Source organism: Marivirga aurantiaca, from assembly GCF_016679925.1.
Taxonomy (GTDB): domain Bacteria; phylum Bacteroidota; class Bacteroidia; order Cytophagales; family Cyclobacteriaceae; genus Marivirga; species Marivirga aurantiaca.
Genome location: NZ_JAEQBW010000003.1, coordinates 499,408 through 511,775 on the forward strand (window position 1 = coordinate 499,408; position 12,368 = coordinate 511,775).

The following is a 12,368-nucleotide window of genomic DNA, read 5'->3' on the forward strand; positions in this document are numbered from 1 at the left end:
GCATGCATAATAAATTTAGTCAAATATTACTTCAAACTTAAAATTCGGAATCACCATATTACTTACTTGATGAGTGGGGTAGCAATCGAATAATTTTTGATTAATCTCCAATTCCAGCCCGGCATAATTTTCAGGAAAAAGTTCCCTAAAGTAGGTAGTAAGTCCATCATCCGTGCCTAAGTAAGGATAATTGAGTTTTACCCTCCAGGTATCATTTTTCTTCAGAATGCGTTTTTGCCATTTCAGTGCAAACATAGTTTCTACACTTCTTGCAGGATCGAACAATATGCCTATTTCTGTCTTACGTGTTTCTCCATTCAAAATGGGAGTAAAACTATGAATCGAAAGATGGACTACCTGGTGGCCTTGCTCAATATTTCCCTTAATAAAAGTCTCTAATTTATTCCTGTAAGGAAGGTAGTATTGGTTGATAATTGTTTCTTTTATAGCATCTGAATACTCTTTGCTGATAAAGGAGAATAAATCGGGATGCGACAATGTACGGTTACACTCTACTAAAAGCCTGCTTACCTCATTGTAGTAAATAGGGTAATTCAATCTTTTGGAAATGAGCAGAGCGCAAAGCAATGCTCCTTTGTCCCAACCCCTATGGGACTGCAGGATTTCTTCATGGGCCATAAAATCAGCTTTGTAAGTGGTAGGAATCTGATTGCCTCCATGCTCACAACTAACAAGGTATTTTATCATTATTTTACATGATAAATCATGTTGTTATTTAGACATTCCGCCAATTTCTGATATTCTTTTATGATACTTTCATTATTAATTGTTGAGCCGGAAAGGTTCTTCAATATTCTTTGCGACAAATTCCCATTTTCCAGGATGTAATGGATAATTCCCTGACTATCTTCTGATAAATAGAGTTGGGTAATTATTTTTTTCCACAGGTCTTTTATACTCATTGCAGTATTGATAGCAGGATCAAATAATTTCAAATACTCCAAATCATCTATAATACTTTCTGACCCTTTCTCTAAAGAGGCTCTATAAATGTTATAGAGGTTGTTTTCTGAAATAGGAGTGAAATTTTTAACTTTCTTTACCAGCACCTTGATGGCTTCTACAACTAATTCTGCTATGGCCAAATCTGCCTTTGGACATTCCTGCAAATCTATTATTCTGATTTCAATAGCATTACGGTCGAAACGAGTAATTGCTCCTCTCGAATTTAACCACTCTTCCTGCAGAATCCCTTCTTTATCAAAAGGTTCTATATCTGTATAGAGCTTTTGTAATATTTTCTGCTCATACTCTTTTTTAGTCTTTACCGATTCAGGAATTACCTTGCCTGCAATAGAAGGAATTCGTTTCTGATTTTCTTCATAAAAAGCTAATCTGTTGTCCAAAAATTCTCCTTTTCCACCTTCAAATAATGGCGAGGAAGCGCTTAATGCAGGAATTAATGGCATTAAATGTCTGATAGCCTCATGCAAAACATAGAACTCTTCATCATTCCCAAAAGGGAGATTGATGTGCATACTTTGCAAATTCCCCCACCCATGGCCTTTGCAATTAAAAATCTCATTATACTTTTCGTAGATTTCATTTCTGTGATGTGGCCATAGTTTCACATCAGTCATTGGGTTTAATAAAGGGTGCATGGCTGTGGGCAATAATTTCGCTTCTAACGGAGCCAAAATATTATTTATCTCAAGTACATTTTGATGCATCAGATGAGATAGGTTTTCTACACTTTCTGCCGGAAAGCTGGTTTTTAATTCTATGACATGTAAAACCAATTCATTGGACCAGCTAATGGGGCCGTTCGACAATTCGTCTGTTATTTGTCCATTTTTTCTAATGATTACTTCATCAGTAATTGGTTGTGGTGTTAGATTGCTTGTATTCACAATCATATATTCAAGTTCTATCCCAATGCACTCAAATAAGTGGTAGGTTTTGGATGTAGATGCTTCCATTGGCATTTTTATATTTAAGATATTATTTGCTTTGACTTTTGTATTCTCTCTAAGAAAACGTCCATCATTTTCAGATAGAGTTTATCTTTTAATATGGCATCTTCAATACCGGTATCAATATTAGGATTGTCATTGATTTCAATCACATAGAATTTCTGACCTTTTTGCTTGATATCCACTCCGTATAAGCTGTCGCCTATCAGTTTTGATAATTTTTCAGCCATTTTAATAAGTGCCTGAGGAGCCATTTCTACGGGTAAAGTTTCTACTTTCCCGTAACTTCCACCACCTTCTTTATTCCAGTTCACAATTTGCCAGTGTTGTTTGCTCATAAAATATTTACACGCGTAAATGGCCTCCCCATTAAATACCCCTACTCGCCAGTCAAAATCTGTCTGTAGAAATTGCTGACCTATAATTAAGTCAGATTTTTCAAGGAGAGACGCTACTTTCAGCTCATATTCGGCCAAATTTTGAGCCTTGCTTACCCCCTGGCTGAAAGCACTGTCCGGTTGTTTCAATATAATTGGAAACCCCAGAATGTCCGGTGCAAGGTTTACATTATCTTTATGAATAATGATGGTTTCAGGAGCATCCATCTGGTGCATTTTCAATAGTTCAGCTAAATAAACTTTATTGCTGCATTTAATAATACTTTCCGGATCATCCACTACCACAAGTCCTTCAGCTTTAGCTCGTTGTGCAAATCGGAAAGTGTGGTGGTTTACGGCTGTAGTTTCCCTGATAAAAAGGGCATCATAAGATGAAAGCTCGCTGTAGTCATCTTTGGTAATGAGTTCAGCCTGAATACCTTTCTGTGCAGCAGCTTTAATAAACTTCTGTAGTGTCTTTTCTGAGCTGGGGGCTGTTTTTTCCAGTGGATCCCATAAAATAGCCATATCATAGCCGGATGTGTTCCTCACGGGTACACTGAATCTTTTGGCTTCAAAATATTTCTTGGTTGCCATTTCTACAAATTCTTTGTGCTCTCCCGGCACATCTCCAGCTGTAATAGGGAAAATATTCTGAAGAAACCATTTATCATTAGCATAACTGAAGTGTGCTCTGATAAAAGGGGATTGAAACAGGTTAAAAAGCTGGCCACTTAAAGCATCATATTTCTTTGAGAGGTTCTTTCCAAAATAAACACTTAATGTGAATTTATCTGATTTTATATCTTTTAGAGATTTTTGAATCAGTGCCTCCAGCTCAGTAGACAGTATTTTGATTACTGCAGCCGATTTCATATCCTGAATGGTGGAAATGCTGGGAACAGCCTTATGTTTTCTTGCTGCGGCTAAAAGAGATACATAATAACCGGTGCTTTGGTATTTATAGTTGCGTGAAAGATTAAATACTCTGGCATTCTTTATTTTAGAATATTGGGAGTCAGTCAGGTACTGTTTGCCTGTAATTACTTCTACTCCTTGTATATTAAAATCCCAATCCTTGAGATTAGTAACTGTAATTATAATTCGCATGTTGGTTTTTTATCAATGATTAATAAATTGGCATCATATGTAATTACTCCCAGTAAAATGGCACAGATCAAATGGTCTATGTTAACAGAGTAATTTTGTTTTTCGAATGGATTGGCATGTAAAGGATCCAATATTTTTACAGTGCCATTTTTCAAATCAATTCCATTCAGCACTACAAAGTGGCCCGAAGGGATTCCTTTAATGTCATCAAAATATACCGGATCTCCTATTTCCCTTTTCTCATTGTAGAGGTAAGTGGCACTTAATCCAGTCAAGATAGGAACGTTCTTTAACAGATAGTGTTCCAGCAACTCCTTATTTAAAGTTTTGTAATGGATCACTCCTCCTAAACTTAAAAATTGAATATAAGCCTTGGAGGCCTGCCGAAACTTCGGAGATGTTTTGTATTTTAATTGTTGTTTTAGTTTATCAACTAAGTTGATATCCGCTTCTTTAAACCAACTGGGATCAAAAACCCTTAAATTGAAAGTGATTATTTCAGCATTAAAGCCTTTTTTTAGCGCATCAATACCCAGCATAACTGCTAAAGTACCACCATCATCTAAATATTCAATGGAGCTTATTACTTCCTGTAGGGGTAAATGAACATCAAAAAAATTATAGACCGCATGTAAGCTTGTGGGGCCGCATGTCGTGTCTGTTGGTTGTCTGGATATATCCAGCGATAGTAACTTGTTTTTCAACTCTTATTTGGAAATGTGATTTTCAACGAAGAACACTTCGCATGGTTGTAGTGGTTCCATTTTTATTTTCGAATGAAAATATATATCATATAACCTATAAAACCTAGCAAGTAGAGAATAGCCTCCCAGCGATCCAGTTTCCTTTTTGTCATAGTAAACATAAAGAGAAAAAGTAGAACAGCACCACCCATTAAGAAATATAAATCAGCATTAAAATCGACATTATAATCTAATGGAGTAATTAGGCTGTTAAGCCCCAGGATAAATGTGATATTAAATATATTGGAGCCAATAATATTACCTACTGCTATATCGGCCCTGCCTTTATAAGCTGCAACTGCGGATGCTGCTAATTCGGGCAAGGAGGTTCCTGCTGCTAAGATGGTTAAGCCAATTAACTTTTCGCTCAATTGAAAACTTCTTGCTATTTCCACAGCATTGTCAACAACCAATTTGCCCCCTATAATTAAGCCGGCAATACCTCCGAAAATCATGAGAAAAGTAGCCAGGTTACTGTGGGGTCTCAGATTATCAGGCATATTGATTTCATGCTTATTATGCTTGACATTATAGAAAACATAATAGAGAAAGCCTACAAATAGGAGTAATAAGATAATGCTGTCAATGGTTCCCAGCTTATTACTTTCACTTCCAAAGAAAAGCACATCATTGGTCAGAATGAAGAATACAAAGACCAATCCCATTGAGAAGGGGATTTCTTTCCACACCGTATCAGACTGTACCACCAAAGGTTTTATAACTCCGCAGAGACCTAAAACAAGGAATAAATTAAAAATGTTACTTCCGATGATGTTGCCATAAACTACATCATCGAGATCCTGAGAGCCCGAGACTAAATTAACGACCAACTCGGGGGCGGAGGTGCCCATGGCTACTATGGTTAATCCGATGGCCAGTTCTGATACATTGAATTTTTTGGCTAATGAAGAGGCCCCTGACACCATATAATCAGCACCCTTAAGCAATAAAACGAAGCCTATAATAACTAGACCACTGTTGATAAGTATATCCAAAAAAAGTTATTTAAATTTTAATCAAATCTAATACAAGATTTAATATGATAAATAAAATATAGAGAAATAATTTACGAAATTCTATAAAAAGTATTATTTTAACACTGAATACCGAATTTTTAACGTTAACTTACTATTTATGGGAAAAGGAGATAGAAAAACGAAAAAAGGCAAAATTTCAATGGGTTCTTATGGTGTGTTAAGACCGAAGAAATCCAATGAGCCAACGGCCATCGAGCCAACTAAAAAAGCAGAAAAAAAACCTAAAGCTGAGCCAAAAGCAGCAGCAACAAAATCAACTAAAAAGAAATAAATAAAAATTAACAAAAACTTTGTGATATCAAATTCTGCACATACATTTGCAACAATGGCAATAGAAATGACAAATAAAATCTGGTGGTGGACTTCTTATAACTGAGAGGGCAGTACCGGTATAAATGATATTCATGAAACCCGCACACTGCGGGTTTTTTTGTTTTAAAGAAAAATAGTAAAAATGAAAATAAGCATAAACAAAGCATGGTGGTGGCATTTGGAAACTTAGAAATAAGGATGAAGAAAGCCACTATGTGAAATTTTAAGGGCTTGTCGGACATCCGGCAAGCCTTTTTTTATGATTAAATTTTAACAGAACCAATGAAAATACGAAAACAACATATTACCCTGCCTGCGGATTCTTTTACTCCTGTTGGCTTATACCTGAGATTGAGAGATCAGTTTTCAAATACCATTCTTTTGGAAAGTTCTGATTACCATACCAGAAGAAACAGCTTCTCTTATATTGGTGTACAGTCAATAATTGACATTCAGGCTGACAAGCATCATGTGAAAACCAATATTGAAGGGAAGGAGAGCGAAGAAGTAATCAATGATCCTCTACAGGTTTCTCAAAGGTTAAATGACTTTATTTTTCAGTTTGAGTGCGCTCCCATCCTCAAAAATGAAGATTTTGAAGAAAGCGTTTTCTTTGGTGCTACTGGTTTCGATGGTGTTCAGTTTTTTGAAGATATTTCTTTTGAAAAAACAAGGGACGATATTCCCTTCCTCCGATATCACTTCTATCGTTTCGTAATTGTTTTTGATCATTTCAAAGATGAATTGCATGTTTTTGAACACCAATTGGATAAAGAATATGACCTGAAGCTCGATGATTTGGTAAAGGTAATATTGAACCGATCAATCCCTCAGTTTAAATTTTCCAAAGCAGGGGAGGAAAGTTCTAATCAGACCGATTCAGAATTTTTAGAGATCATAAGAAAAGGAATTAAACATTGTGAACTGGGGGATGTTTTTCAAATGGTGCTTTCCCGTCAGTTTTCTCAGAAATTTAAAGGAGATGAATTCACCGTTTATCGTGCATTAAGGTCTTTAAATCCTTCTCCTTATTTGTTCTATTTTGATTATGGAGATTACAAACTTTTCGGATCTTCACCTGAAGCTCAGGTAAGTGTGAAGGGAAATAAAGCTTTTGTTAATCCCATTGCAGGCACTTATAAAAGAACGGGAGATGACACGGCTGATGCAGCCTTAGCTGAAAAATTACTGAATGATGAAAAGGAAAATGCAGAACATACCATGCTGGTGGACTTGGGCAGAAATGACCTTTCAAAAAATGGTAAAAATGTGAAAGTAGAGGTGTATAAAGAGGTACAGTTTTATTCCCATGTGATCCACCTGGTAAGCAAAGTAAGTGCTGATGTGGCTCCTAAGTCATCCATTAATTTATTGGGAGACACTTTTCCTGCAGGTACTTTAAGCGGGGCGCCTAAGTATAAAGCCCTGGAATTAATTAATCATTATGAGCCGACAGGCAGAGGATTATACGGAGGAGCAGTTGGCCTGATTGGTTTAAATGGTAATATGAACCATGCTATCATCATCAGGTCCTTCGTGAGTAAAAACAATGAACTGAAATACCAGGCAGGAGCCGGCATTGTGGCGTTGTCCGATCCTGAGAGCGAACTACAGGAAGTACACAATAAATTACACGCCCTAAGAATGGCCATGGAAAAAGCTGAAAACATGTTTGACACGCAAAAAGCAAAACAATTATGAGCCATATCAATATTCTTTTGCTGGACAACTATGATTCTTTTACCTATAATTTAGTGGAAGTAATCAGGCAGGAGATTCCATCTGCTAAAGTAACAGTAGTGAGAAACGACAAATTAAACTTGGAAGATGTTACTCAATTTGATAAAATCTTGCTTTCACCCGGGCCGGGAATTCCCAAAAATGCAGGATTGATGAATGATTTAATTAGAGAATATTCTCAGGAGAAGCCAATTTTTGGGGTTTGCCTTGGTCATCAGGCCATAGGAGAAGTGTTCGGAAGCCAACTGATCAATATGAAAAATGTAATGCATGGCATCCAAACAGATATCCATTTACAAAATCATTATCTTTTCAAAGACATGCCTGCTGATATTAAAGTTGGCAGGTACCATTCCTGGATGATTGATGAACTAACATTGGGCACAGAGCTGGAAATTACAGCGAAAGATAAAACAGGCCAAATAATGGCTGTAGCACATAAAAAATATGATGTGTGCGGGGTGCAGTTTCATCCTGAATCAGTTATGACTCCCGAAGGTGCGAAAATGATGAAAAACTGGATTAATCAATAACTCTATATGAGCTACTGAATATATATCACTCTATACATACAAATAGAAATGAAAGACATACTTAACAGATTATCACAATATAATACCCTCAGCCAGGCTGAAGCAAAGGAAATTCTGATGCGGATTGGCCAGGGAGAATTCAATAATTCCCATTTGGCAGCATTTATGACAATGTTTATGATGCGCCCCGTTACAGTGGAGGAACTTTCCGGGTTTCGGGATGCTTTAATGGAGCTTTGTGTACCGATTGATCTTTCATCTTATGATGGAATGGATCTTTGCGGTACCGGGGGAGACGGTAAAAACACCTTTAATATCTCCACCTTATCAGCTTTTGTGGTAGCAGCCTGTGGGCAAAATGTGGTGAAGCATGGTAATTATGGAGTTTCATCAAAATGTGGAAGTTCTAATTTACTGGAGCACTTCGGTTACGAATTTACTAATGAGCAATCTGAACTGGAAAAGCAGCTGGATAAAAGTGGGATTTGCTTTTTGCATGCACCAAAATTTCACCCTGCCATGCGACATGTTGGCCCCATCCGAAAGGAATTGGGTGTAAAAACATTTTTCAATATGTTGGGACCCCTGGTAAATCCGGCAAGACCTAAAAAACAATTGGCAGGTGTATTTGATCATGAATTGGCCAGAATTTACGCCTACCTTTTTCAGGATACCGATGTGCAGTTTGGTATAGTCTACGATTTGGCAGGCTATGATGAATGTTCCTTAACAGGCCAGACAAAAGTATTTTCCAATAAAGGCGAGGCAGTAATCAACCCGAAAGATTTTAAATTGGAACGCATTGAAGTCAGCGAGATTTATGGAGGCGAAAGCATTGAGGAAGCGGCTAAAATATTTACGGATATTTTAAAAGGAGAAGGGACAAAAGCACAAAATCAGGTGGTATTTGCAAATACCGCGCTGGCTTTGCAAGCTGCAGGAATGCATGAAAATTTAACAGGTGGAGTACAAGCTGCCGAAGAGGCCATTAAATCAGGCTCAGCCTATAAAGTTTTTAAAGAATTATTGAATCTGAATTGAAATTAAAATGTGCTATTCATTTAGCGCTGTAAATAAATTAAAAGTATAAAGACCGATACCAAATGAACACACTTGAAAAGATAATAGCTTATAAAAGAGATGAAGTAAATGAAGCTAAAAAGCTTTACCCGATTGAGCTTTTGAAACAAAAAATGTTTTTTAATGCTAAAGCTGTTTCTCTTTCTGATTATATCAAAAGAGATGATAAAACAGGGGTTATCGCAGAAATAAAGCGTAAATCACCTTCAGAAGGATTTATCAATAAGCATATTTCCGTGGAAGAAGTTTCTATCGGCTATATGCAGGCAAGTTCTAGTGCACTCTCAGTTTTGACAGATAATATTTCTTTTGGGGGCAGTTTAAAAGATTTGGAAATAGCACGGAAATTCAATTATTGTCCCATTCTTAGGAAAGATTTTATGGTAGATGCCTACCAGGTTTATGAAGCTAAAGCACATGGTGCGGATGCTGTTTTATTAATTGCTTCTGCTTTAAATAAATCAGAAGCGGAAGATTTGGCAGGTTTGGCCCATGAACTAGGTATGGAAGTACTATTGGAAATCCACAATCAGGAAGAGCTGGATTCACACCTTGGTACTTATGCCGATTTAGTGGGTGTCAACAGCCGTGATTTGAAAACCTTTTCCACCAGTTTAGAAACAGCAGGTTCCTTGGTAGCTCAAATTCCTGATTCCTATGTTAAAGTTGCGGAAAGCGGAATTAAAACACCCGAAGATGTTTTGATGTTAAGAACTGCAGGCTTTCAGGGCTTTTTAATAGGAACTGCTTTTATGAAAAGTGCCAGACCGGATAAAGCCTGTCAGAAATTCTCACAACAGTTAAGAAACTTAAGCATTCATAATGTTGCCAGTTAAACTTAAAATCAAAATTTGTGGGATGCGTGATTTTGAGAATGTGAAAAACGTACTCAAACATCAGCCGGATTATATGGGCTTCATTTTTTATGAGAAGTCTCAAAGAATAGTGACAGAAGAGCAGATGGATAAGCTGTTGAACCTCAATTTTGGTGCCACCAAAAGAGTAGGGGTATTTGTGAATGAATCGCCAGACAGAATCATTGAGCTTTTTGAGAAAGGATATTTTGATTTAATCCAATTACATGGCGATGAAAGTCCGGAAGATATTATAAAACTGAAATACGAAGGGATAGAAATCATCAAAGTATTTTCAGTGGGAGAATATTTTGATCCTGCAATACTGAAGAAATATGAACAGATAGCAGATTATTTTCTCTTTGACACCAAGGGCCTTAATCCCGGTGGAAACGGAGTCAAATTTAATTGGAATGTACTTCAGGGGGTAAAGATTAGCAAACCGTTTTTCTTGAGCGGGGGGTTGGAAGTTTCAGACTTGAAGCTGGCTCAATTGATGGGAATTGATAATATGATAGCCCTGGATTATAACAGCAAAATTGAATTACTGCCAGGTTTAAAAGACTTGGATGAAGTAGAGAAATTACTAAAAGATTGATTAAACATAAAAGTTATGTCAAAACTAGATATTAAAGTAGATGAAAACGGATATTATGGTGAGTTTGGGGGTGCCTATATTCCTGAATTGCTACACCCAAATATTGAAGAATTGAGAGACCAGTATTTGAAAATAATTGAGGAACCTGGCTTTCAGGAGGAATTCAAGAGTTTGTTAAAAGATTATGTTGGCAGACCAACCCCTTTGTTTTTGGCTAAAAGGCTTTCTGCGAAGTATGGAGCAAAAATTTATTTGAAAAGAGAAGACCTGAACCATACAGGAGCCCATAAAATTAATAATGCCATAGGCCAGGCATTGGTAGCAAAGAAATTGGGTAAACGTAAAATTATAGCTGAGACTGGTGCAGGACAGCATGGAGTAGCTACTGCCACAGCTTGCGCTTTAATGGGGTTGGAATGTATCGTTTTTATGGGAGAAAAAGACATCGATCGACAAAGTCCCAATGTAGAGCGAATGAAAATACTAGGGGCAGAAGTAAGACCTGCCAGTTCAGGAAGTAAAACTTTGAAAGATGCCACTAATGAAGCTATGAGACACTGGATCAATAACCCCAATGATACTCATTACATAATTGGATCTGTCGTGGGCCCTCATCCTTATCCTGATATGGTGACCCGTTTCCAATCTGTAATTAGTGAAGAAATTATGCAACAACTACAGGAGCAGGAAGGCAAAAATTCTCCTGACTATGTAGTGGCTTGCGTAGGTGGGGGAAGCAATGCGGCCGGGGCTTTTTATCATTACCTCAATAATGAAAAGGTGAAATTAATTGCTGTGGAAGCCGCAGGTCACGGAATTGACAGTGGAGAAACAGCAGCTACTACTGCCAAAGGTAGTTCGGGCGTTTTGCACGGTTCAAAAACCCTGCTGATGCAATCCGATGATGGTCAGGTAACGGAGCCTTATTCTATTTCTGCAGGTTTGGATTACCCGGGAATAGGCCCGCTTCATGCTTTTTTATATACCAGTAAAAGAGCCCAATTTGAATATGTAACTGATGATGAAGCCATGCAGGCAAGTGTAGAGCTAAGTAAGCTGGAAGGAATTATTCCTGCTGTGGAGACAGGCCATGCATTGGCTGCTTTGAACAATATTAAATTTAAAGAAGGGGATATCGTAGTGCTGAATTTGTCCGGCAGAGGAGATAAAGATTTACAAACCTACATTAACTATGGTAACTATTAATCAAAGCCAAACGATGAACAACAGAATCGAACAAACTTTCAAGCAAAAGGATAAAGAAAAACTCACTATCTATTTTACTGCCGGATACCCTGCCCTGGAAGACACCAACACTATTCTAAAAGCATTGGAGAAAGAAGATGTTGATATTATTGAAATAGGTATACCTTACTCCGATCCTATAGCTGACGGACCTACCATTCAGGAAACCAGTATGAAAGCTCTGGAAAACGGTATGAACCTGGATAAACTTTTTGAACAACTGAAAGGGCTAAGGAGCATCACTCAAAAGCCGGTGTTTCTAATGGGTTACTGCAACAATGTGCTTAAATATGGCACAGAAGCTTTCTGTAAAAAATGTGTGGAGGTAGGAGTGGATGGCCTAATCCTTCCGGATATGCCTATGAATGAATACCAGCTTCAGTTTAAGAAGTTCTTTGAGCAGTACGGACTGAAGAATGTATTCCTGATCACTCCTAAAACTTCAGAAGAACGCATCAGAGAAGTGGATGCACAAAACGGGGGCTTTATTTATATGGTAAGCAGTTCATCCACTACCGGAGGAAGCTGGCAGGATAGCCCTGAAAGACTAGCTTATCTGGAAAGAATAAAAGATATGAATTTGAAAACGCCACAAATGATAGGTTTTGGTATATCAGATTATGCCGCACTTAAATTAGTCAATCAGTATACTGATGGCGCTATTGTAGGGAGCGCATTTTTAAGAAACCTTGATCCGGATAATCTGGAAGGCAGCATAAAAACTTTTATTAAAGGGATAAGAACCGAAGAAGCTTAAATATTGGAAATTCAGCATTATGAGTCATCCCTCTCTATTGCATTGTCC

Annotated in this window: 13 protein-coding genes; 8 read left to right on the forward strand and 5 right to left on the reverse strand. The window is 37.5% G+C overall.

The window, feature by feature from the left end; genetic code table 11:
* Positions 1-15 precede the first annotated feature (15 nt).
* From JKA74_RS10170 to JKA74_RS10190, 5 genes are all read right to left on the reverse strand, one after another.
* Positions 16-708 (reverse strand): N-formylglutamate amidohydrolase, encoded by a 693-nt coding sequence (locus JKA74_RS10170; RefSeq protein ID WP_201431066.1) that lies wholly within the window; start codon positions 706-708, stop codon positions 16-18.
* Positions 708-1,940, reverse strand: a complete 1,233-nt coding sequence (locus JKA74_RS10175) for a glutamate-cysteine ligase family protein (RefSeq protein WP_201431067.1) — start codon at positions 1,938-1,940, stop codon at positions 708-710. The genes JKA74_RS10170 and JKA74_RS10175 overlap by 1 nt, the downstream gene beginning before the upstream one ends.
* Before the next feature lie 14 nt (positions 1,941-1,954).
* A complete protein-coding gene (locus tag JKA74_RS10180) occupies positions 1,955-3,421 on the reverse strand; it encodes a RimK family protein (protein ID WP_201431068.1) in 1,467 nt (488 codons plus the stop codon).
* Positions 3,409-4,125 carry a peptidase-C39 like family protein gene (locus JKA74_RS10185; protein ID WP_201431069.1) on the reverse strand — a complete coding sequence of 239 codons (717 nt, stop codon included), beginning with the start codon at positions 4,123-4,125 and terminating at the stop codon, positions 3,409-3,411. Before JKA74_RS10185 ends, JKA74_RS10180 begins: the two co-directional genes overlap by 13 nt.
* A 62-nt stretch (positions 4,126-4,187) precedes the next feature.
* Positions 4,188-5,159, reverse strand: a complete 972-nt coding sequence (locus JKA74_RS10190) for a calcium/sodium antiporter (RefSeq protein WP_236587666.1) — start codon at positions 5,157-5,159, stop codon at positions 4,188-4,190.
* Positions 5,160-5,298: 139 nt separating this feature from the next.
* On the opposite strand from JKA74_RS10190, the gene JKA74_RS20955 reads away from it, so the two are divergent.
* The 8 genes from JKA74_RS20955 (at position 5,299) to trpA (ending at position 12,320) form a co-directional block, all read left to right on the forward strand.
* The gene (locus JKA74_RS20955; protein ID WP_201431070.1) at positions 5,299-5,472 is read left to right on the forward strand and encodes a 30S ribosomal protein THX; all 174 of its coding nucleotides are present in this window, start codon (positions 5,299-5,301) and stop codon (positions 5,470-5,472) included.
* 323 nt (positions 5,473-5,795) lie between these two features.
* Positions 5,796-7,214 carry an anthranilate synthase component I family protein gene (locus tag JKA74_RS10200; RefSeq protein WP_201431071.1) on the forward strand — a complete coding sequence of 473 codons (1,419 nt, stop codon included), beginning with the start codon at positions 5,796-5,798 and terminating at the stop codon, positions 7,212-7,214.
* Positions 7,211-7,786, forward strand: a complete 576-nt coding sequence (locus JKA74_RS10205; RefSeq protein WP_236587668.1) for an anthranilate synthase component II — start codon at positions 7,211-7,213, stop codon at positions 7,784-7,786. Before JKA74_RS10200 ends, JKA74_RS10205 begins: the two co-directional genes overlap by 4 nt.
* 48 nt (positions 7,787-7,834) lie before the next feature.
* Positions 7,835-8,827: an anthranilate phosphoribosyltransferase gene (gene trpD / locus JKA74_RS10210; RefSeq protein WP_201431072.1), complete on the forward strand. Its 993-nt coding sequence runs from the start codon at positions 7,835-7,837 to the stop codon at positions 8,825-8,827.
* Positions 8,828-8,889: 62 nt separating this feature from the next.
* Positions 8,890-9,702, forward strand: a complete 813-nt coding sequence (gene trpC, locus JKA74_RS10215) for an indole-3-glycerol phosphate synthase TrpC (protein ID WP_201431073.1) — start codon at positions 8,890-8,892, stop codon at positions 9,700-9,702.
* A 22-nt stretch (positions 9,703-9,724) separates the two neighbouring features.
* Positions 9,725-10,318: a phosphoribosylanthranilate isomerase gene (locus JKA74_RS10220; RefSeq protein ID WP_236587670.1), complete on the forward strand. Its 594-nt coding sequence runs from the start codon at positions 9,725-9,727 to the stop codon at positions 10,316-10,318.
* A gap of 15 nt (positions 10,319-10,333) precedes the next feature.
* A complete protein-coding gene (gene trpB, locus JKA74_RS10225; RefSeq protein ID WP_201431075.1) occupies positions 10,334-11,524 on the forward strand; it encodes a tryptophan synthase subunit beta in 1,191 nt (396 codons plus the stop codon).
* A gap of 13 nt (positions 11,525-11,537) precedes the next feature.
* Positions 11,538-12,320: a tryptophan synthase subunit alpha gene (trpA, locus tag JKA74_RS10230; protein WP_201431076.1), complete on the forward strand. Its 783-nt coding sequence runs from the start codon at positions 11,538-11,540 to the stop codon at positions 12,318-12,320.
* Positions 12,321-12,368 lie beyond the last annotated feature (48 nt).